A 21,217-nucleotide genomic window follows, 5' to 3' on the forward strand; every position below is an offset into this window, starting at 1 on the left:
GCTGTCGAGGAGGTGGGCTGTGGTGGTGCGGTAGGCGTCGGCGAGGCGCTCCAGGTAGGAGGCGGTGCTCTCGTGGGGGATCCGGCCGCACCCGCAGGGCTCCGGCCGTCGGCGGGTTGGTAGGGCTGAGCGGCCGCAGTGTGCGGGGCTGTTCCCGGGCCAGCGGGGGAGGGGTACTCGCGGTGCCGCGTGAGCGTGCCTCGGCCGCTGCGAGAGCCTCCAGGACCAGAGCGCCGGGTCCGTAGTGCGGCCTGACCGGGCGTCTCATCCGACGGGGCGTCACCGGGTATGCCGCGCGGACGTGTTGGCGCGGGGGCTTCGGCGGGCGGGTTGGCGGGGCCGGTAGTGCTCTTCGGCGAGGTGGTCCAGGGCGATGGCGTCCAGGCCGGCACGGGTGATCCTCTCGCGTCCGTCGAGGATGGCGGTGATCGCGGCCCGCCGCAGCAGGCGGGAGAGGCTGCCGATACGCCCCCGCGGTGCGCTCGTGCAGGTAGGGAGCCAGCCGTACGAGGGTGCCGGGGCGGTGGTGTTGCAGGTCCAGGGCCATCTCCATCGCGGCGACCGTCTCGCGGAAGGGCCGGATCAGCACCGTGCCGCCAGCCTTCCCCGCGCCCCCGCTCTCGCCGGCGCTGCTCCCGCTCCTTGCGTCGCCGTCGGCGCTGTTCCTGCCGACGGTGCCTCCCGAGCTGCTTGCGCCTGGCCCCTGCCCGCTGCCGGCCGAACCGCCCTCGGCTTCTCGGCCGTCGCCATCGTCACCCGGCCTTCCCCGGCCGTCACCGAGTCGGCCGCGGTTGCTGCCGTTCCGGTCCCGTTCCGCGGCACCTGCCCTACCCGCACCGGGCCCCATACCGCCGGCCCCGGCCATGCTGGTGCGGGCCACCACCGGCAAGGGGTCGCAGTCGATCAGCCCCGCCCGCCCAGCGAGCTGGGCACCCGCGGTACCGCTGAACAGCGCGGTGGTGGTCACATCGATCCCCGCGTACACGAACGTCGCCGAGATCCGCTCCGTGAGGTCCTTGAGGAAGTCGGCCGCCTCCGCCCCCGTGCTGGTGCGCGGGTTGAGACGGTGGATCTCGTCGATCATCACCAGCCGCACCCCCGCGGTGTTGTACGTGTGGCACACCGACGCGGCGATCTGGGCCTGGGTCATGCGGGCGGAGACGGGGATGCCGAGGTAGCGGGCGAACTCCAGCGCGAGGGCTTTGGCGCTGGCGCCGGGCGGCACCAGCAGGTAGGCGACGGGCACCTGGCTCGCGCCACGGCCGGCCTGCGCCTGCTCGGCCAGATGACAGGTCCGCCCGACCTCCAGCAGCGTGGTGGTCTTGCCCGTGGTCGGCGGCCCGGTGACGATCAGCGAGGGCCTCGCGGTCGCCTGCTGGTAGCGCCCCAGCGCCATCAGGGTCCGCACCTCCACCAACGTCCTGACGACGGCGGGGGTGCGCACCGTCACGAACCGGGAGTGGTAGGCCAGCCGCTCCTCCACGCTGCGCGGCGGATCACCGGGCGCGGGCGGCACCAAGGGCGGCTCGTCGGCGAAGCGGCGAAACGACTCCCACGTCGTCGGGGGAAGCATCCCGGTCCTGCCCAGCCCGCTCGGCGGGGTTGTCGTTCACCACAGCTCGGCCTCCTTACGGGCGTCGTACAGGGCGAACCCGCCCTCCTCCTCATCCGGCCACGCGGCGTCGCCCAAGGCCTCGTCGTCCTCGTCCTCGCCGAGGTCCTCCAAGCTCTCCTCACCCGGCCAGTCGGCCAACACCGAGCCAGCGCTGCCGCCAGCGCCGGGTGCGCCCGGCAGCGACACGGTCCGCGGTCCCGCAGACCCGGGCCGCCCGCCGGCAGGCACCGCCGCTACCTGCCAGTCCTCACCGCCCACACCAGACTCACCAGCGGCGGGGTCCTGTTCGCTCCGGCGGGGCCGCCCTCGGCCGCCGCGGGCTCCTTCCGCACCCGCCCGGGCCTCCACACCCCGGCGCGCAGCCGGCACCTCGGCCGTAGTGCCCGTACCAAGGTCATGGGGGATCGCCAGAGGCGCCTGCCGGGAAGCCAGCTGCTGCTCACGGGCGGTGGCTTCACCGGTGCGGACCCTGAGCAGCAGATCGGCAAGGGCCTGCGCCAGGTCGGCCTCGTGCTGCTCCCTGCCGCCCCGGCGCTGAACCGTCTCCTTCAGGTGCTGCCACAGGTCATCGCCGAGCGGGCGGTGGACGTACTCACCGTGGATCCACGGCACCGCCTTGAACCGCCCATCGGGACGGCGCACCCACACCTGCCGCAGGTCGTGCGGATTGTGGTGGACCTCCCACCGCCCCCGCTGCGCACTCACACCGGAGGACTCGCCCCGCAACGGGTTCAGCCAGTGGTCGTCGTAGGTGCGGTGGTCGATTCGGATCCCGCGCTCAGTGATCGGCTTCCACACCACCCGGCAGCAGCTCCACGTAGTCGGCCTTGCCGAGCGGCACCGGGACGTGACCGCAGGTGCCTAGCAGCGCGCCCCACATCTCGTTCGGGGACAGTGCGACGGCCGGCATCGACGGATGCCGCAGCCCCTCGTGCGGCCGGTTCTGCCACTCGACGGCGATCCACTCGTCCAGCAGGTCCTGCAGCTGCGCCACGCTCCACCTTGCCTCGCTCTCGGCGTTGGCTCCGCGCCGGGCCGGGCTGGCGCCGGTGTGGCCGGCGACGTGCTGGCAGAACAGGGTGTTCACCGAGCCGAAGGTGCGCTCGACGGGGCCCTTGGCGGCGGGCTGGCGCGGGGGCGCGGGCTGCACGCTGATGCCCAGCGTCTGGGCGGCGGCCAAGAACGCCTCGGAGACGAACACCCGGCCGCGGTCGATGACCACCGTCTCGGCACCGCCACCGGCCGCGCCGCCACGTCCCGCAGCCGGTCGTCGGCGTCGACCATGAGGTCGTAGGGCACCGGTGCCCGCGACATCTCCAGCGCCCGCGGCCAGGCCGGCCGCACCGGGTGCGGGGGCGGCCATCTCGGCCAGCAGCAGCGCGGCGTCCACGCCCTTGGTGCTGTGCGGGCGCAGGACGGCGGCCAGGATCGAACGGGAGGCGACATCCAGGGCGATCGTTAGTTCGGGCCGACCGACGCTGCCGTTGTCGAAGACCGCGAAGACGTCCAGCCGGGTGGTGTCGAGCATGACCTGCTCGCCGGGGCGCAGGACCTGGGTCGGACGGAAGGGGCGTGCGGGCCCGCGGGCGGTGCGCGCGGGGCTGCCCGGGGCGCTCGCCCGGGTCGGCCAGCGCGTTCACCAGCCGGTAGAACGTCGCTATCGACGGCACCCGCACACCGCCGGGCCCGTGCCGTTCCTCCAACACCTGCGCGGTCAGCTGCCGCAGTCCCTTGACGGTTCCCTTGGAGCGGCCGCGCTGGCGCCGCATCGCCTCCAGGACCGCCGCCACGACCTGGTCGTCCGCGCGCCCCGTCGGACTGTGAGTTCGAGTGGAGCGGTGGTCCACCAGCCCCCACAGTCCCTTCTTGCGGTACTCCAGGCGCATGCGCTGCACCTTGGTGCGCGTGATCCTCCCGAACCCGACCGCGGTCAGCTCCTGCGCCTTGGCCAGCTCACGCTGGGCCAGGGTCCGGGTGGCCGGGTCGTACTCCGGCCGCGGCTCCCGCCCGAGCTCGCCCGCCACCTCGAGCCGCCCGCTCTCCACCTCCCGGATGTGGCGCTGCCAGGCCAGGGCCCGCTCCTGCTCGCGCAGCGGCACCGTCGCGAACAGCCCCCACTGCGGCACCGCCGCCGGCGTCTCGCCGACCAGGGCGAAGTCGTCGGCGGCGAACAGGTAGTTCGCCAGCAGCGTCGCCGCGCCCCCCTGTTCGTCAACCAGCCGCACCTGCTGCCCCAGCACACCGACGACCTGCCAGCTCCGGCCCTCGAAGACCACATGCGCGCCCACCGCCAGCACCGGCCGACTCCCCGCCGCCCGGCTTACCACCCCACCTCCGCACCCGCGTTCACGCCACCGCCACCGCCACCGCCGCCGGCCCGGCTGCTGCCAACACCGCCACCAGCAGCTGGCCCCGGCCCGCGAACGGCCCAGGCCGGGCCCGGGCGAAGGAGCGTGCCACCGTGCAAAGGCCGCTCCAACGACGCCCGCAACCGGTGCGCCCACAACGCGTGATAGACCACTGGCAACACCACCAGCGGATTCCCCACCGCCCGCACCCCCTCCACCAGCGCCCGCGGACACGAGAACGCCTCCAACACCGCCTCCTCCACCTCGGCTGCACCGCGAAAGCGCGGATGCCGGTACCCGGCCAGCCACCGCACATTGCCCACCACCACCGGATCCGGCGCCCGAAGCCGCCGGTACACCCACCCCACCCGCGCACACGCCAGCCCCACAGCCACGGCCGCCCGCTGCGCCGCCACACCGCCGACTCCAGGAACACCCGGGCAGTCCGCGAGCATCGCCGTCCCGTCCGCGTACCGGGCGAACACCTGCGGCACCCAGGAGCGCACCCGACCGTCCCCCTCGCGCCACAGCACCCGCAGCGGACGCCCGGAGATCCCTACCACCTGGGGGTCACGGTCCAGCAGCATCAACTGCACGACCATGGCCGCCGATCCGTGCGCCACATGACCACCTGTCGTGGCCGACCACCACCAGCCCGGCCCCCACCGCTTGCCCGGAATGACCGGGAACGCCGACACCGGCCGCAGCTCCTCGAACCGCACCCGCGCCGCCGCCCGCTCCCACCGCTCCTGCGCAAGGTTGCCGTCAACGGCGAAGACCGCCTCGAAGCCCTCCGCCGCGACTACCGGCCCGGGCACGCTCATGTCCGCCATGACGGCCAGTCAAGTACGTGAGAACACCGCAGATAGAGCGAGACAGCCACCGCCCCACCCGCACGGGCGACGACCCGCCGAAACCACCCCACCAAGCCCCACCACCGTGCTACCACCGGGCCCTCAGCCGAACCGCTGCTCCAAGTCCGCCCGGTGCCGCACGACATCCCGAGAAAGCTCCTCCACGGGCACACCCGCCCACGCACCCAGGCTCTCCAGCGGAACACCCGCCTGGTGCGCCGCGCTCGCGACCGCCACGACAGCCTCATCGAGCACCGCAACGCTCTGCAGCAGCCCGACGATCAACTCCCGCGCGCCAGCGGCCACAGCCGCCGTGCCGTGCACGTCCAGCCAGCTCAACACATCGGCGGCCTCACGGACCTTCTCGCCAATCCACGCACGCTCCTCCCGGGGCACGCTCGCCCGCCAGCTGATGCTGCCGTCCGCGCGCTGCGCCAACGTCCTCAACTGCGCGGCCACCGAGACCGGCTGTTCCTCACGCGGAAGCCACCACGGATCCATCCCCCACTCACCGACCTGCCCAACACCGCTGCGCCGACGCACCACCGCACCCCGCCACCGCACCAGAGCACCACTGCCGGCAACCGCGTCCACCTCACCCAGCCACGGCCGACCGACCCTGCGCCCCAACTCTCGGGCGAACTCACTGTCAGCCGGGAACGCACGCACGCGCTCACCCCCGCTGTCCCGCCACACCATCTCCGCGACCCCAGGATCGACCAAGGCCCCGGCCACAGCGACGACCTCGGGAAAGACAGCCGCCTCACGCGCCACCACCCGCCACCACCAAAACCCCTCACCCGCCCCCGCATCCCCACCGGCCAGCGCGTGCAGACGCCCCGGCCACACCCGCTCCCGCTCCCACCCCAGCGCCAGCTCCCACCACTGGCACACCACCGCCCACGCCACCGAGAACACCGCCGCTGGCTCCACCCCCACCGCCACCGCCCGCCCAGCCACCCCCGGCCACCGCCGCTGCGCCACCGTGATCTCTGGGCAGCCGGCGATGCCGAGGTGCTCCAGGCGATGGCCATCTCCCGCGCCCAACAGCCACCGCCCGTGCCGCGCACAGACCCGCTGCCACCTCTGGCGGTACCGCGCGGCACCCACATCCCGACCACTGCGCCCAGCCGTGCACAGCCGACACGCGTGCACGACCAGACCATGCACCGCCCCACCCAACTGCCACCGAGCCTCAGGCCGCCCGCCCGACGACACTCCAGCGAAGACCTCGGGCCCGGCCGACCACGCGGGCAGCGCCCGCTCCAGGCTGCGCCGCTCAGCGCGGCACACCGCGGCCAGCAGGTCCTGGCCGGCGGGAGTCAGGAGCACCTCGGCGTCAGGGCGGATCCCACCGACGCCGGGGGAGCGCGGCGGTTGGTTCTTCCACTCCCACAACGCCCGCAGCTCAGCCACTGGTACGCCGTACCGATCCGCGACCCGTCCCATCAGTGACCAGACCGTCTCGCCAGCCAGCGGAGCCACACAGAAGATCCCAGAACCCACAACCCCAGCCTTCCGAACAACAGCTGACGCCAAGACAGAAGCAGCCGACCATCGCCCATCCGTGTCGTCCTACGCCCCCGCCGCCGCCCACTCCACCCCGTGCTCGGCGAGCTGCGCGAGCTGATCGGCCGTCAGCTTGGCGCGGCGGGCCTTGCTGTTGTTGAGAAACGCACCCAGGGCCACCTCGATGACGCCCTTGTCCTCGCCGTCCGCGCCGGCCTCCACCACCTGGCGGTGCGGGCGGGGTACCCGAGGATGCCCGTGTTCGGCGACGAACGCGGCCAGGGCGGCGATGCCGAGCTGGAACCGGTCGGTGCGGGAGACTTTCGGCCGGGCGTCGGCCGCGGCCTTCGCCGCCACCAACTCGGGGTCGGCCTCGATGCCGATCGCGGCCAGCAGCTCCTGCTGCTCCGCCTGTCAGTCTTCCGTCTAGTTACGGCATCTGGATGGGCCGTGAGGTGTGGATGGTCTGACTTGATGGAGGGTTAGAGGGTGTGCGATGACCTGCTGTTTCCTCAGTGATCTTGCTGCTGGCGTGAGCCCGCTCCGGTCTTGAGCTGGGGTGCTGTGACTATGCGGAAGACTGTTGTGACTCTAGGGATAACCCCCTGGCTGGGGCTTGTTGTTTGGTCGTTGTGCTGGGCCCGTTGCTGCCGTCTGTGTGGTTCACAAGGGGGCGGAGTCGCTGCGGGCCGGCTGTGGCTACGGGTCTTTCTGCTCGCTCTTCGGCTTGAAGGTCATCGGTATACGGGCGAGCGTCGGTACGGAGCCGACCATCCTCACGCGCCGAGCGAAGCTGCGCAGGTTGACCTTGCTGAACGTCGGTAGGTCTTGCGGGAGTTGATGGGTCCCGGTGAAGGCGATGGCGTAGGTGACGAAGCGGGGCGGCTTGGCGCCGGCGGCTTCCTCGAGGGCAGGGTTGTTCGACAGGGACTTCACTGCCTCGATGAAGTCGTTCCTGTAGGAGGAGTCCGCGACGAGCGTCTGGGCGGAGACGAATCCTTGGGAGAACAGGTGGCTGAGGGTCTGGCTGCCGGTGTAGTGCTTGACGTGGATCAGGTAGCCGTTCTCGTGGAGGAGGTCGCACGCCTCGATCTGATCGCCGTTGCCGTCCTGCGGGAAGAGCCGGTGCCGGTCCAGGCAGACGAGGTCGTCGCGGTCTTCGGCGGCCTTCTCGTTGTAGTGCTTCTCCCAGTTCTTCCTGTGTCCCCAGTCGTCCCAGGTGCGGAGCTCCAGCAGCGCGGTGACGTCCTCGATCTGGGCGAGGTCCTGGTCCAGCTTCTCGTAGTAGTCCGCAGCGAGGGCGTACCACTTGCCGAGGGTGAGCAGGTACCGCTGCTGTCCGTCTCCCGCTTCGAAGATGAGCCAGTGCTTCAGGGGTTTGGCCTGGCTGGCGGGATCACCGTTGGCGTCCCTGGCCTGGATCTTCACGTTCTTGAGGCTGCCGACCGTGTTCCGGCCCGGCAGCGCGGAGATGGCCGATCGCAGGGAGGTAAGCGACATCTCGTCGAACTCCTGGAACTCACCTCCCTTCTGGGCGACGAAGTCATGGAGGTTCTCGATCGACAGGTCGTCCGACGGGGCGAATGCGAGGACGTGAACGTTCATCGGGTCCGGCGGCACCGCCGACGCGCCGGTGGCAGGTTCGTCGGACGTTCCGAAGAACTCAAGGGCCAAGCGCTGCTCGAGGCGCTGCACGATCTCGCTTGTGGCCCGTAGAGGTTCCAGGGAGTCGATGAAAGCGAGATCGGCTGATGCCTCGCCTGCCAGTGTGGCCTGGAGCATCTGTGTGAGGACGCCATGGACCGCGTGAAGGTCGGTGTCGAGCTTGAAAGATACGGAATCGGTTGCGACGATGGCGCCCAGTTCGGGTATCTCGATTCCTTCCTCGAGATTTCCGACCAGTTTCCGGGTGAACTCCCCGTCCAGCTCGATCTCGAAATCCTTGAGAGAGGAATTCGAGGGTATCTGGACCCATTGGGAGCGGGCGGAGGCGTCGATCCTGCGGCTTCCGATGCCGCTCATGGAGTTGCTGTCGAACTTCCGGGCGGCGAAGCGGAGCCCGAAGTTCGCCTCGATATGAGACCACTCCAGAGTAGAACTGCCGTATCCGAAGCAGATGGCGAAGGTCCGCCCTGAACGGGCAGGAAGATGACGAGGCGGTGGGAGATGTTCTTGATGGAAGAGAGTTCGGAGAACGTGGGCGTCAGAAGTCTGGCCCAGGCCGGAATCTTTTCCGAGTTCTCCCTAAGGTAGGCGACACAGCCTTCCGGTACGCCACTTCCTGGGGCGAGCCGGACCATTCCCTGTGTGCTGCCAGGACGGTACTGCACCCGAAATGCAAGGTCATAGGATTCGAGTCCCTCGCGGAGGAGGAAGCAGTTGAATCTCAGCTTGGATTTGGCTTGCTTCATGCAGCCTCCAGAGGTGACGGGGAGGCCTAGGCTAGGGTCTGGTGCTTCTTGGTTCAACCATCTTTTCAAAAGAGGCCTGAACCTAATTCTGGCTGCGTACTGACAACCTCGCCAGGCGGTGAGGTCACCGGCACCGAGGCCCGCCACGCCGCTGACGGATCACCGGGTCATGCTGGGTGGGTTGGCTCGTTGTCGCCAGTGGCGTTCCTGGTCGCGTCGGGTGCCTGTCTGCTGGCGGTGCCTGGGGTTGGGGTGAGGTGTAGCAGGACACGGTGCTGTTTCGGGGGTGTTCGGCTGGATCTGCGCGTGTGGGGTGGCTGCGTCGTTACGCTCGCGGGCGAGTAGGCCCCCGTCCGGTATGCCGTCCAGGAGGAACTCGTGGGTCGTCAGAAGCCTGGAAAGCCACGCCGTCGCAGCGGGCGGGATCCGCACCGCCATCCTGGCATCGTCGTGAACGACGGTCCGCATCCTGACGGCTGGAACACGGATGCCGCTCTGCTGGAGACCGTCACCGGTGCCGCGCTCGCGCGCTGCACCTCCTGCCAGGACGTGACGCTGACGCTGCTGGTCGAGGATCCGGTGACCTGCGCCCGTCTCGTGGAACTGGCATGCGAGGCGATCATTGAGCGGCAGGGAAGCCTGCCGCGCAACCAGACCGACCCTGACGCTCCCGGCTTCGCCAGCCTGGCCTTTCGCCGCCTCGCCCGCGCCGGGCAGGGCGCGACCACCCGCGGCATGTACCAGGAGTGCGAGCAGATGACGGGCGAGGAGCGGCGCGCGGCCGCCAACACCGCCCTCGACACCCTTGTCGGCTTCGCCTCCCTGCCTCCTGGGCTGATCGACCAGTTGAAGAGGGCGGCCGTGGACGCCGCCAAGCGGAGGAACCCTTGACGCCCTGGCGGGTACCGCCGGCCCCGACCTGCCTGTGAAGCCGCACCACCACCATCAGCAGTACCCACACGGCCAGCGGCCGGGCCAGCGGTTGACGGGTGGTCAGGCGCGGCTGGTGAGGGTCCAGCCGTTGGTGGCGGGGGTGAGGCTGGTGGTGTGGAGTTCGCCGAGCTGCCAGGGCAGGCAGGAGCGTTCGCCGAGGGTGGTGTCGAGGTCGTGGCCGGTGGGTGTGCCTGGTGCGGGTAGCGGGCGGTGGCGGCCTGGTGCGGGTCGTGGGGGCGGGGGAGTGGCCGGTGCGCGTTTGCGGGGCGGGGATGTGCGGGGGTGGTGGGAGGCCCAGATCGCCAGGGTGTGCAGGGCGGGGTCGGCGGGGATGTCCCAGGTGTCGATGAGGTCGGCGGTGCGGGCCAGCCAGGCGCCGTCGTGTTCGTCGGCGAGGGTGTGGCGAAGGCGTCGGCGTTCGCGGGCGGCGAGGGCCTGGGCGAGGCGGACGGCTTCGGGGTAGAACAGCAGGGGCGCGACGCGCAGGTGGTCGTGGCCGGCCGGGCCCAGGGCGAGGCGGCGGGTGTGCCATGCGGGTGAGCGCAGGCTCGGCAGGTTCCACCAGCACGAGAGCAGGGCGTAGGCGTCGGCGAACGCGGCGCGCCCGCCGGCTCCCAGCCGGCGCTCCATCAGCAGCCGTTGCCGGTGCGCCTCGATGACCTCCGGGAGGGCGGCCAGGGCGATGGCGCCGGTGCCGGGTTCGCGGCGGTTGTCGAGCCAGCGTCCGTGCCGGGCACAGACCTGCCAGGTCGCCTCCGAGGCGAGGTAGGCGATCCAGGGTGGTGCCTTTGACGCGGGCGCACAGCTCGCCACACCCGCACCAGGTAGGAACCGGAGGCGTCCCAGGGCCAGTCCCACGCCGGGCCGTCCCCGGCCGCCAGCAGCCGTCGCGGGCGCAGGTTCGGCAGGGCGTGCTGCAGTTCGGCGATGCTGCGCCCGGCCATCACCGCCAGGCGCTCCAAGGCCGGGGCGTTGAGGTAGCCGTCGCTGTAGCGGGGATCGGAGGGCACCCCGTTCTTGCGGGCGCACGTGCCGAGCATCAGCCAGAACTCCTCGTCCGGGATGCCGTTGGCGTCCGCCAGCCGCCGGGCGAACGACCCGTTCGACTCCCCGCCGATGAACCGAACCGACAGCGCCAGCCGCCGGGCCGGCCGCAACGCCCTGCCCCTCCTGCTCCCGCCCGTCTGGCTCGAGGTCGCCATCGCGACATCCACCGCCTCTCCCGTACGACGGCCGCCTTTTGCGGCCCCGCTGCACGCCCCCTTCTACGCCACCCGGCCGCCGCACACCCGCCCCTCCACCCCAAGACACCCCTGCGCCAAGGACTTTGGCCGAAAACCCCGCACCCCGGCCACGCCGCCGCCCGACTGCCACTACAGTCCCCGCGGCCGTCAACGCTCATACCGGACAAGGATCTTGAATGAGGCTGCGCGAGCACCAGGTGCAAGCCCTCGCGGCGATCGCCGCTGCCGTGCTCGCCGGCGAGCGACGCATGACGGTGGTGGCCGCGTGCGGCGCGGGCAAGACCCTGATCGCGCAGCGGGCCGCGCACCGCCTGGCCCCGCAGGGGGCGACCCTGGTCCTGATGCCGACCCTGGCCCTGCTGACGCAGACCGCCCGCCGCTGGCGCGAAGCAGGCCTGCAGGGCGAGGTGTTGGGCGTGTGCTCCCTCAGCCAGGCCGACAGCGGCCTCCAACACCACGAGGCGCGGATGCTGCAAGGGCCGGAAAGCCCCGCGGGGATCGCCCGGGCGGTCCTGGCCGGCGGACCCGTCACGGTGTTCGCCACCTACGACTCCCTCGAGCGCGTCACCGAAGCCCACCGGCAGCACGGCCTCCCGCCCTGGGACCTGGTGATCGCCGACGAGGCCCACCGCACCTGCGCCGCGTTCGGCGACGGCTGGGGCCTCGTCCACGACGACGCGCAGGTCCCCGCCAAGACCCGCATCTACATGACCGCCACCCCCCAGGATCTGGAACCCCGACGACTACACGCCCCAGCACCGCCACACCGCAGGCCTCACCGTTCATGGAAAGCCCGCCGATGGCGACCATGGACCACCGCGGGATCTTCGGCCCGACCATCTACGAACTCGGCATGCCCGAAGCCATCGAGCGCGGCATCCTGGCCGACTACCAGGTCGTCATGCCAGTCGTCCACGAGGAAGACCTCCACCCCCTCCTCGCCGCCCGCCTGCCCGGCACCAGCGCCCACCACAACGGACTGCGCAACGCCGCCATCCAGGTCAGCGTGCTGCGCGCGATCGCCGAACACGGCCTGCGCCGCGTCCTGGTCTTCCACAACCGCGTCGCCCACGCGCAGGAGTTCTCCCGCACCCTGCCCGAGACCGCCAGGCAACTGAGCGCGCCGCTGCGCATCGACGACCTGTGGGCACGGGCCATCCACGGCGAGCAGCCCAGTGATGAACGCCGCCTGCTGCTGGACGACTTCGGCTGCCCGAGTCGGCAGTGCGCGGTCCTGTCGAACGTGCGGGTCCTCAACGAGGGCGTCGACATGCCCGACGTCGACGCGGTAGTCTTCGCCGACCCCCGCTACAGCACCATCGACGCGCTGCAGGCCATCGGCCGCGGCCTGCGCCAGCCACCGGGTGCCGGCAAGAAGACCACCCTGATCATCCCCGTCTACCTGGGCAAGGACACCAAGGCATCCGACCTGCTGGAGGACCCGGCCTTCGGAGGCATGCTCACGCTGCTGCAGGCGCTGCGTGCGCACGACCGCTCGTTCATGGACCGCATCGCCCTGCCCGCCGGCTCACACCCGAGCCCGCGCCTGGAGAAGGAACAGAACCTCTACGCCCGGCCCGAGCGGGCCGCGCAACTCGCCCGCGCACTCGGTCTGAAGACCACCCTGCCCGCGATCGGCGACTGGAAGAAGGCCATCGCGGAGATGGAGTCCTACCGAAACAGTTTCGGGCACCTGGACGTGCCTCTCGACTACACGGCCCTCGGCGGCTTCGCCCTGGGGGAGTGCCTCGCCAATATCCGCCTGCGTTACCTGATGGACCGTCTGCCGGCCGCCCGCAAAGCCGCACTCGACGAGTTGGGCATGCGCTGGACCACACCCGTCACCACCTTCGAGACCATGCTCCAGCACGCCCGCCACCGGGCCGCCCAGATGGGGGACCTCACCGTCCCGGTCGACGAGGACCTCGGCGGCTACCCCCTGGGCAGGTGGCTTGCCACCCAGCGCAGAAGGGCGAAGGCCGGCAAACTGCCCGCTGCCCACCAACGGGCACTCGCCGGCATCGACCCGCACTGGAACCCACCGTGGACCCAGGACTGGCAGCGCAGGTACAACAAGGCCAAAGCAGCGGTCACCGACTGCGGCGTGGAGCAGTTCCTCCACCACCGCGCGGCTTTGACCGGACGTCCGTCGTCGAGGGCGGCCGAGTACCGGGACTGGCTGGTCAGGCAACAGGAGAAGTTCTTCGACCTGCGAGAAGGCCAGCAGGACCTTCTCCTCGCGCTGGGCGTGCCGCCGCTGCCCGACAGCGTGTACGCCAACAGCGCCCAAGACGACGGGCGCCGCGCGTTCTACCGCCTCCTGGAATGCGCGGCGGTGTTCCTGCTCCGCGAAGGCCACCTCGACGTCCCCGACCACCACCACGAGCCGCGCTGGGGCGCGACCGGCACCGACCGGGCCTTCCCCCTCGGGCCCCGCCTGCGCGACACCCGTACCAGGACTCAAACCCTCGACGACGAGCACAGCCACGCACTGCAGGCCCTCGAAACACTCGCGGCCAGGATCCGTCGCACCCATCGCGCCCGCGGCAAGGGAGGCGGCCGCTGAGCTCAAGCGGCCGGCCACCGCCACACAGCCGACCACCCGCCCCGCACCGCGCGCGCCTTTCGAAGACGACGGCCCGGCCGCGAGGCGGGCCACCTGTCACAGCTGCTCGACGCGGCCCAGCGAGACCTCCTCCAGCAACTCCTCGGTGATGCGCTCACGCTTCGTCAAAATCGCCCGCTGCGCGCCCTGGCAGATGAGGTGCGACAGGGCCCGCATGTAGCCGCGGCTGCGCGTGTGCAGGTACGGCGCCAGGGCCAGCAGGTCGCCGCGCTCGTGCCGGTACAGCCGCAGGTCCGCGTCGAACAGGTCGACGATACGGGCGAACTTCGCCAGCTCCTCGTCGCTGAAGCCGATCCGGCTGGTCCGCAGCACCCGGTGGTCACCCCACAGCTCCTCGCCCTCCTCCAGGTGAGTGTCGTTGTCACGGGTGAACGGATCCACGATGGAGCGCGCGTTACGGCCGCAGTAGACGAACGTCGCGCCGGTGTCCTCCTGGATCTGGTCCAGGAACTGGAACGCCTGCTCCGCCTCGACGGGCGTGCGCAGGCGTTCGATGCCGTCGACCAGCACCAGCAGGGTCCGCGCGTTGCGCATCGTCCGGATCACCGACTCGGTCGGGTCACCACCCTCGCGCTCCTGGCCGAAGTAACGGGCGAACGCACCCGCCCAGTTGCGCACGCTGCCGCGCACCGGCGGGGGCACGCTCAGCGACACCACCGGATGCCGGTTCTCATCGGCCCCGTACAACTCGCGCAGCCCGCGCTCCCAGTGCACACCGATCGCGTGCAGGATGGTGCTCTTGCCCGTGCCGCGGGGGCCGTCGAGGATGACCCCGACACGGCCGCGGGTGCGCTGGCGGTTCGCCCGGATCTGCTCGGCCACCACCAGCAGCGCTCTGGCGATCGCCGGGCTGAGCACCGTCAGCATCATCCCGTGGTAGAGCAAGCGGGTGTCGTGGTCGGCGACGTCCGTTCCCTCAGGTGCGCAGTCCGCCAGGTCAGGAGGCAGTGTGCGGACCGCGGCACTCGCCCGCCAGGTGTGGCAGTCCTCTACCCACAGCGGAGCGGGCGGCTTCAGGAACAGCGGCCCCGCCGAGGGGACTTCGAGCAGCAGGCGGTTCTCAGCGCGCGTCAGGCGCTCTTGCTCGTCCATACGTGCCTATCTCCTTCTTCCTGCCGGCCCCGCGGATCCACGCGGCGCGAGAGGTGACGTGCCGTCAGCGGACCTCTCCAGCCGACGCGATCAGGTGACCAGCCCCTCGCCGGCTGCCTGGTTGAGTTCGGCGATGACCTTCCGGTAGCGGCCCGAGAGCGCCTGGCCGGACTGCGCCGCATCTGCGTGACCGACCACCGGGCGCTCCCACAGCCGCAGGGAGAGGTCGGGCACGACGGCCGCATGTTCCCAGTCGATGTCCCCGGCTGTGCCGGGCACCCCGCCGGCCGGAGCGAGGCCGGTGTCGGTCAGCGCCAGCGGATCACCAATCCTGGACGGGGACGAGGCGGTGAGGCCGGACCAGCGCGGCACGGTACGCCCGGCGTACGGGTCGAAGACCGGCGCGGGTGCTGCGGGCGGCGGGAGGGTGTAGCCATCGGGGACGGCGACCCGGCCTGCCCGCTCGGGACCCTGAGCGGCCCGCTCCAGCAGATCGGCCAGCGCCTGGGCGATCTCCTCCTCGTCCTTGACCCGGCCGCCCCGCTCCACGTGCTGGGAGGCGGCGACGTCCCACAGGAACTGCGTCCACGGCGCGTTGACCTTGTGCTGGTGCACCCAGGTCGCCTCCACCCACTCCGTCCGCCTCTCAGAGCGGTGGTCGCGCAGCCACACCTGCGAGGGATCGTTGGGGGAGTACCGCAGCTCCCACCGTCCACCCCGCTTTCCGCCCAGCCCGGAGTGCTTGCGGCGGTAGGGGTTCAGCCCCTTCTCGGGATCGCGCTCGGGATGGTCGTAGGTGCGGTTCTTGAACTGGATGCCCTGCTCACCCACCCCCACCCACGCGGTCGGCAGCAGCCTCAGGTAGTCATCCTTATTCAGCGGGATCGGCAGGTAGCCGTCCGCAGCGACGCACGCGGCGTACATCTGGTTCGGCGTCAGCTCCGGCAGGTACGCGTCGTACGGGTCGGCGATCTCCGGATGCGGCTTGTTCTGCCACTCCAGCGCGATCCACTGCTGGAGCATGCCGTCGAGCTCCGCCAGGGTCCACAGCCGCTCACCATCCACGGTCCGCCGCACCCGCACCGGGTCATTGCCCGTGTAGGTGTTCACGTGCTGGCTGAACAGCGACTTGACCGCCCCGAACGTCCGCTCCACGACAGCCTTGTCCTGAGGAGTGCGGCGCCGGGCCGGCCGCACCGAGATCCCCAGGTACGCGCAGGCGTCGAAGAACGTCTGCCCGGCGAACACCGTGCCATGGTCGATCACGATCAGATCCGGCATGATCACCGGCCGGGCCGCCGCCTGCGCGAACCGCTCGTCAACGGCCACCAGCTCCTCGAACGGCAGATCGGAGACGCTGGCGTGGACAGCCGGATCCCACCCAGGACGCATCGGCACCGGGACCAGGCACTGTGCCAGCAACTCACAGGCATCCACCGCCTTCGTCGCCCGCCCCTTGGGCCGCTGACCCGACACCAGCCCGCCCCGGCCGTCTTCCTCCTTTCTCCCCTTGCTGCGCCGGGCCTGCTTGGGCCGCACGACCGCGGCGATGATGCTGCGGGTGGCCACGCACACCGCCGCGGTGAGCTCCACCCGCGCGGGCATCCCGTCATCGCCGAGAACCCACACGTCCAGGTCCGTCGAATCGATCTGCACCAGCTCACCGGGCATCGTCGCCGACGTCACCGAGAACGGCGGCACCGCCCCGAGCCCGCCACTTCGCCGCCTGCGCACCGCCCCAAGATCCCGAGCCTCCACACCCAGGCGCTTGAGCAGCTTGTACAGCGTCGGCTCCGCCGGAACCCGCACCCCCGGCCCGTGAATGGCACGCACTTTCCGCCGAAGCTGCTTGAACAGCTTGCGCGCGTCGCTGGGCGGATCCAGCCGCCGCTGCTGACGCTCCACCAGCCTCATCAACTGGTCCACCACCAACGGATCGGTCAACCCGCTCTCACGCCTGGCCTTGGTGCTGCGCCCGTCCACCAGCGCCACCACGGTGCGCCGCCTGCGGTACTTCAGCCGCTTGGCCTGCACCGTCTGCCAGGACACCGACATCCCCAGCACGGCGTTCAGCTCGGCCGCCTTGGCCTGGTACCGCTCGATCAGCGTCGTGGACTGCGGGTCGTACTCCGGCCGGGGCCTCGAGCCAGGCGGCGCGCCTGGCAGCAGCCCGGTGTCGACCTCGATGACCGCCCGCTCCCACATCCGAGCCCTCTCGGCGGCTTTCACCGCAACGCCTTCCAACAGCGCGAAGTCGGGAAGCTCCTCCTGCGCCAGCGGATGGCCGGCGCCATCGAGGACCGCGAAGTCCGCAGCCGAGGCCAGTACCGCCAGCAGCACCGTCACCGGCGCCCGGGTCTCGTCCTCGCACGCCAGGTGCACCACCACCCCGTCCAGGCCGGCGACGCTGTACCGGCTCCCGCGCCAGCGCACCCGGTCACCGCGCACCAGCACCCCGCGCGGAGCGCTACGCGCCACCAGCACCGCCGCCCTGGGCCCGGCCTCCAGCGCGCTCAACGCTGCTCCACCGCGAGCGGTCGGCGAACCGCGGTCGGCTCGCTGTCGCCGAGCGGCCCCACCACCGTTCCGGCTCCCAACGGCAGGCCCCAGTCCACACCGAGCCGCCGGTGCCACAGCATGTGATAGAGCCTCGGCAGCGCCAGCATCCTCGGCACACCGCACCCCTCCACGCCCTCCAGCAGCGGCTGCGGCGCCGAGAACACCTCCGCCAACGCGGCCTCCACGCGCCTGTCACCGAACCGCGGATGCCGTCTGCGCGACACCCACCGCAGGTTCGCCAGCGCCACCTTCGAGGGCAGCTCCGGTGTCGCGAGCCGCCACCCCGCTTCCTGGCACGCCTGCCGAAGAACCTCCAGCTGCCGCTCGAACCGCGCACCCGGCCCGGCCGCGGGCGGGCAGGCCACCACCACCGTCTCCCCGCCCACGGTCCGCACGAAGAAGTCCGGCACCAGACTCCGCTCCCGGCCCCGCTCACGCCACAGAAGCCGCGCCGACCAGGCACTGAGATCGGTGACCCCCGGATTGAAGTCCAGCAGCATCGCCGTCGAGAGCACATCCAGCGACCGGCAGCCCACATGCCGACCGGTCGTCGCCGACCACCACCAGGTCACGATGCTGCACTGCGCCGGATGCCGCGACGGCCTCCACACCTCACCACGTTCCGCCAACGGCACCCCGGCGAGCCGCTCGGCCGCCAGCGTCCGCCGCACCCCGCTCCGGTCCTGATGAAGAACCCGCAACTCGCGCGCCACAAAGCCCCCTTGGATGTCAGATCACATCCGGCCGCCCGTGAACGGCCCGAGAGAGATCTCGTAGCACGCGCACCGCCACGGCCGTTGCCCTCACCCCAGAAACACGACAAGTTCAAGCCAGCACTGCGAGCATTCCCTGGCAGTGCCGATGCCGGGAACTCCGAACACCGGCACCAGGGTTGTGGCACAATCATCACCCTCGCACTTGTGGGTGCGTGCCGCCCTGTATGGCCACCGCCTTGGGTGAACCGGGCCGCCGCCCGGACCACAATGGATGCACCCGGCACTGGTCCTGACCTTCCATCACATCCAGTGGTCTGCCGGAGACATCGCGCGGTGGGATGTGCTCCGCTCGTAGCAGGCCTGGATCGGAACGCGCATGACCGCCAAGACCCACCGCACCCGTCTGGCCAAGGCTCTCGCCAAGGCCCGGCCCCTGTCCTATCAGAAGGCCCTGGCGCACGTCGTCGCCTGTGGCGATGCGGGCCTCTTGCCCGCCAGGCTCGACCAGGACGGCATGAGTCAGGCCCTGGTCGTCCTGGAACGTCACCTGGACGCGCCCGCTGTCGTCGAGTCAGCACCGGCTGCCCAGCGGGCCGTGGAACCGGTCGTTGCACCCTCGGCCAGGAAGCCGCCGATGTCGAAGGACCCGCGGTGCGTGGCGTTGTCGGACGCCCTGCTGCCTGTTCTGGAGTCCACCAGTCCGGAAGGGGCCGGCGGCTATGGTGGATCCCTGCAGGCCAACCTGTCCCCGGCCGAGACCGAGGCGTTGGGCGGCCTCCCCCTGATCCGGGCCGCCCTGCGCCGTGCGGCCCGCCAACTGGGCTGGCGGGTGCAGACCGTGGGCCACGAGAGCGAGCACGTGGTGGTCGTGTTCATCCACGACACCAGGGAAGCCCCGGCCGAGTTCGCCGAGGCGCTGGAGCGCGACCGGCGCCGACAGGGCAGGGAGGCCGCGGAGAGGATGGACTGGTTCTTCGAGCGGCGGGACGTGCGAGAGCTCGGCCCTGGCCCGGTCGACCGGCAGAGTGCCCTGTTCCGGACGGCCGCCCGAGCGGTCCTTTCATACCAAGCATGAGTGGAGCAGGGTCAGCCAAACCGCCCGGGCCGAGCCTGGGCGGGCGGGAGAGCCGCAACTACGGATGATCGCTGCGGCACGGGCGGACGCTTCCCGCCCCACTCCGCAGCGATCACCGCACACGGTGTCTGCTCACCGGCCGGGTCCCGTCGCCCCGATATGGACCGGCGGCCACCATCGGTATGCCATCATCCCTGCGATCATGAAGAGTTGAGGAGCAGTGCGCATGAAGCGCGAGCGGGCGACCGCGGTGCTGGTCGAGATGCTCGACCGGTTGGAGCAGGGGGCTTGGCCATTGAACCTGGTCGAGGAGATCCACCTGTTCGGGTCCTACGCTCGTGGTGCTCTTGAGGTGGGGGACGTGGATGTGGTCGTCGAGCACGCCACCGACGCACGCTGGACGCGGGAGTCGCTCGAGGCCTTCTGTGATGGCCGCGACAGCTATGTGACGATGCGTCAGGCGCTGCGGGGCCGCCGTCGCGGTGTCAGCTTCCAGTTCCAGGAGCGCAAGGCTCTCGAGAGCGAGGGGATCGAGCTCTCCCTGCTGTGGCGGTGCTGTGAGCCGGTCGCCCTGGCCCGGCAGCGGCTGGCCGCGATCACACCCGACCCGGCCGCCGGTCGCGCGCCCCGTGACCACGTCCTGCCCTCGTACGAGGCGATCGCCGACCTGCTCCCACGACCGGTCCGCATCGACCTGCACCGCCTGTGCACCGAGGGCACTGTGACCGTGGCCGCGTTCCCTCTCCCCGACGCCTGGCCGGCCTCGGCCAGGGCAGCCGCGCACGTTCAAGACCGCTGGGCCCTGAACAGCCCGCTTCGCCGCGCGGCAGCCGCTGCGCTCGCCCGCTTGGAGAGCACCGGTCAGGCACTGGAACGCGTCGAGGTCCATGGCCAGCACCTGGTGCACGGCACGGTGGACGAGGCCGTCGACTGCTTCGTCGACCTGGGCTGGCGCTACTGGACGAGCGCGGAACGCTACCTGGACGACGGCCAGGCATGGTTCGAAGTCCTGCCGGCCACAGCCCGCCAACCCCTGTACGCCCTGCACATCACCCCCATCGCCCGGGCATAGCAAAGTTTGGCCGGACCAAGCGACGAGGTCAGCGAAAGCTGCGGCCCCGGTGCCAGTACCAGAGCGTTCGCACCGTCTGATGCGTCGACTGCCGTACGAGGAAAGAATGTTGGCACATCACACACCCACAGAAGGGCGTACTCAAAGCTGCGGACACCACAGCCAATGGAACACTACGATCTGGGTGCCATGACGACTGCTCCACGTGCCCGATTCTCCGTGCGGCTCGGCATGGCCGCGGACGAGGACCTCGCCCCCTACGAGGGAGTGCCGCGCCACCTTGTAGAGCCCCTGCGCCGTTGGCTGCGTGGCCATTTCAGTCCATCTGACGGCGAGGACGCGGAGTTGCTCGGCCTGCGCTTGCGGATCGCGGGCCTTCCGGGTGAGGACCCCACCAACCTCCTCGTCCTTCAGGACGGCATGGACCTGTTGGATGTCGTGGACGCGGTTCTGGGCCACGAGAGCACTGATATCGGCGGAGATCCCGATGGCCAACTCGCCGCCCTTCTGGACGAATCCGGGTCGGCCTACCGGGTCAACGATCGAGGCGACGGTTTGGAGGAGCGAGTAGAGCCCGCCGTTCGGGACGCCGTGCGCAAGGTGATTTCGGATACCGGCGCGGTGCCGTCGGCGGGCTCGGCGGCCGACCATCTCGCCCTGGCTTGGCGTGCCGCCTACGGCCTCGCTCCTGATCCGGTGCGGGCCCACAGCGAGGCAATCAAGGCAGTCGAGTCCGCTGCTCACGCGGCTGTCCAGCCCAACCATGCCCGCGCGACACTGGGCACCATGCGCGGCGAACTCCGCTCGACGCCAGAGCTGTTCACTTTCGCTATCCCAGGGTCAGAGGGCATCGCCATGGTGGCGGCGATGATGAGCGCCTTGTGGGACGGACAGACCTCTCGGCACGGCAAGCAGATTCCGACCGTCCCCGAGACGGCTGATGCAGCCCGCGCGGCAGTTCACTTGGCCGCTACCCTCGTTCAGTGGTTCACCTCTGGCGCCGTCCGCCGAGTTGCGTAGCCCCGTCGGACCGGACTTTTGGCGGAGCTGGTAGGCCGTGTGGTTGGGGACCTTTGGGCCCTTCCGCTGCAGGTGTTCTCGCTACGAAGGAAGGGTTGAGCAAAGACCGGCCGTGACGGAGAGCTCAACGCGGTTCCCTACGG

16 protein-coding genes and 2 pseudogenes are annotated in these 21,217 nt (G+C 70.7%); 7 read left to right on the top strand and 11 right to left on the bottom strand.

Translation table 11 applies throughout. The features are described from left to right. From ABD946_RS42420 to ABD946_RS03675, 3 genes are all read right to left on the bottom strand, one after another. Nucleotides 1-1,573 (bottom strand): TniB family NTP-binding protein (locus tag ABD946_RS42420; RefSeq protein WP_425558510.1); only part of this gene is annotated, 1,573 nt, incomplete at its 3' end. A 36-nt stretch (nt 1,574-1,609) separates the two neighbouring features. Further along, nucleotides 1,610-2,416, bottom strand: coding sequence for a Mu transposase C-terminal domain-containing protein (locus ABD946_RS03670; protein WP_345279988.1), 807 nt, complete (start codon nt 2,414-2,416; stop codon nt 1,610-1,612). Beyond that, nucleotides 2,394-3,143 (bottom strand): hypothetical protein, encoded by a 750-nt coding sequence (locus ABD946_RS03675; protein WP_345279990.1) that lies wholly within the window; start codon nt 3,141-3,143, stop codon nt 2,394-2,396. Before ABD946_RS03675 ends, ABD946_RS03670 begins: the two co-directional genes overlap by 23 nt. Before the next feature lie 377 nt (nt 3,144-3,520). On the opposite strand from ABD946_RS03675, the gene ABD946_RS03680 reads away from it, so the two are divergent. Then, the gene (locus tag ABD946_RS03680) at nt 3,521-3,793 is read left to right on the top strand and encodes a hypothetical protein (protein WP_345279992.1); all 273 of its coding nucleotides are present in this window, start codon (nt 3,521-3,523) and stop codon (nt 3,791-3,793) included. Nucleotides 3,794-3,935: 142 nt separating this feature from the next. Here ABD946_RS03680 and ABD946_RS03685 read toward each other — a convergent pair whose 3' ends face one another. The 4 genes and pseudogenes from ABD946_RS03685 to ABD946_RS03700 all read right to left on the bottom strand — a co-directional run bounded on the left by ABD946_RS03685 (nt 3,936) and on the right by ABD946_RS03700 (nt 8,737). After that, nucleotides 3,936-4,796, bottom strand: coding sequence for a TnsA-like heteromeric transposase endonuclease subunit (locus ABD946_RS03685; protein WP_345279993.1), 861 nt, complete (start codon nt 4,794-4,796; stop codon nt 3,936-3,938). A 123-nt stretch (nt 4,797-4,919) separates the two neighbouring features. Then, nucleotides 4,920-6,233: a DNA-binding protein gene (locus ABD946_RS03690; protein WP_345279995.1), complete on the bottom strand. Its 1,314-nt coding sequence runs from the start codon at nt 6,231-6,233 to the stop codon at nt 4,920-4,922. A 159-nt stretch (nt 6,234-6,392) separates the two neighbouring features. Then, a complete protein-coding gene (locus tag ABD946_RS03695) occupies nt 6,393-6,683 on the bottom strand; it encodes a helicase associated domain-containing protein (RefSeq protein ID WP_345279997.1) in 291 nt (96 codons plus the stop codon). Nucleotides 6,684-7,025: 342 nt separating this feature from the next. After that, nucleotides 7,026-8,737: pseudogene (locus tag ABD946_RS03700) on the bottom strand (DUF6119 family protein). Between the two features lie 378 nt (nt 8,738-9,115). Here ABD946_RS03700 and ABD946_RS03705 point away from each other — a divergent pair. Then, nucleotides 9,116-9,628 carry a hypothetical protein gene (locus ABD946_RS03705; protein WP_345280002.1) on the top strand — a complete coding sequence of 171 codons (513 nt, stop codon included), beginning with the start codon at nt 9,116-9,118 and terminating at the stop codon, nt 9,626-9,628. Between the two features lie 102 nt (nt 9,629-9,730). On the opposite strand, the gene ABD946_RS03710 is transcribed toward ABD946_RS03705, so the two are convergent. Continuing rightward, complete coding sequence (locus tag ABD946_RS03710) at nt 9,731-10,483, bottom strand: hypothetical protein (protein ID WP_345280004.1); 753 nt, start codon at nt 10,481-10,483, stop codon at nt 9,731-9,733. Between the two features lie 607 nt (nt 10,484-11,090). Here ABD946_RS03710 and ABD946_RS42425 point away from each other — a divergent pair. Further along, nucleotides 11,091-11,627: pseudogene (locus tag ABD946_RS42425) on the top strand (DEAD/DEAH box helicase family protein); the annotation flags it as partial. 86 nt (nt 11,628-11,713) lie between these two features. Then, nucleotides 11,714-13,480 carry a helicase associated domain-containing protein gene (locus ABD946_RS03715; RefSeq protein WP_345280006.1) on the top strand — a complete coding sequence of 589 codons (1,767 nt, stop codon included), beginning with the start codon at nt 11,714-11,716 and terminating at the stop codon, nt 13,478-13,480. Nucleotides 13,481-13,576: 96 nt separating this feature from the next. Here the strand turns inward: ABD946_RS03715 and ABD946_RS03720 are convergent, their stop codons facing one another. From ABD946_RS03720 to ABD946_RS03730, 3 genes are all read right to left on the bottom strand, one after another. Next, complete coding sequence (locus tag ABD946_RS03720; RefSeq protein ID WP_345280008.1) at nt 13,577-14,632, bottom strand: ATP-binding protein; 1,056 nt, start codon at nt 14,630-14,632, stop codon at nt 13,577-13,579. Between the two features lie 90 nt (nt 14,633-14,722). Next, nucleotides 14,723-17,149, bottom strand: a complete 2,427-nt coding sequence (locus ABD946_RS03725; RefSeq protein WP_345280010.1) for an integrase — start codon at nt 17,147-17,149, stop codon at nt 14,723-14,725. Continuing rightward, entirely contained in the window at nt 17,146-17,904 is a 759-nt protein-coding gene (locus tag ABD946_RS03730; RefSeq protein ID WP_345280012.1) for a TnsA-like heteromeric transposase endonuclease subunit, read from the bottom strand. The genes ABD946_RS03725 and ABD946_RS03730 overlap by 4 nt, the downstream gene beginning before the upstream one ends. A 379-nt stretch (nt 17,905-18,283) precedes the next feature. On the opposite strand from ABD946_RS03730, the gene ABD946_RS03735 reads away from it, so the two are divergent. The 3 genes from ABD946_RS03735 to ABD946_RS03745 all read left to right on the top strand — a co-directional run bounded on the left by ABD946_RS03735 (nt 18,284) and on the right by ABD946_RS03745 (nt 21,074). Continuing rightward, complete coding sequence (locus ABD946_RS03735; protein ID WP_345280014.1) at nt 18,284-18,982, top strand: hypothetical protein; 699 nt, start codon at nt 18,284-18,286, stop codon at nt 18,980-18,982. Nucleotides 18,983-19,208: 226 nt separating this feature from the next. After that, nucleotides 19,209-20,054 carry a nucleotidyltransferase domain-containing protein gene (locus ABD946_RS03740; protein ID WP_345280016.1) on the top strand — a complete coding sequence of 282 codons (846 nt, stop codon included), beginning with the start codon at nt 19,209-19,211 and terminating at the stop codon, nt 20,052-20,054. Nucleotides 20,055-20,219: 165 nt separating this feature from the next. Further along, complete coding sequence (locus ABD946_RS03745) at nt 20,220-21,074, top strand: hypothetical protein (protein ID WP_345280018.1); 855 nt, start codon at nt 20,220-20,222, stop codon at nt 21,072-21,074. The last annotated feature ends 143 nt before the right edge of the window (nt 21,075-21,217 follow it).

It is taken from the genome of Kitasatospora albolonga (assembly GCF_039535905.1).
GTDB classification, from domain to species: Bacteria; Actinomycetota; Actinomycetes; order Streptomycetales; family Streptomycetaceae; genus Kitasatospora; species Kitasatospora albolonga.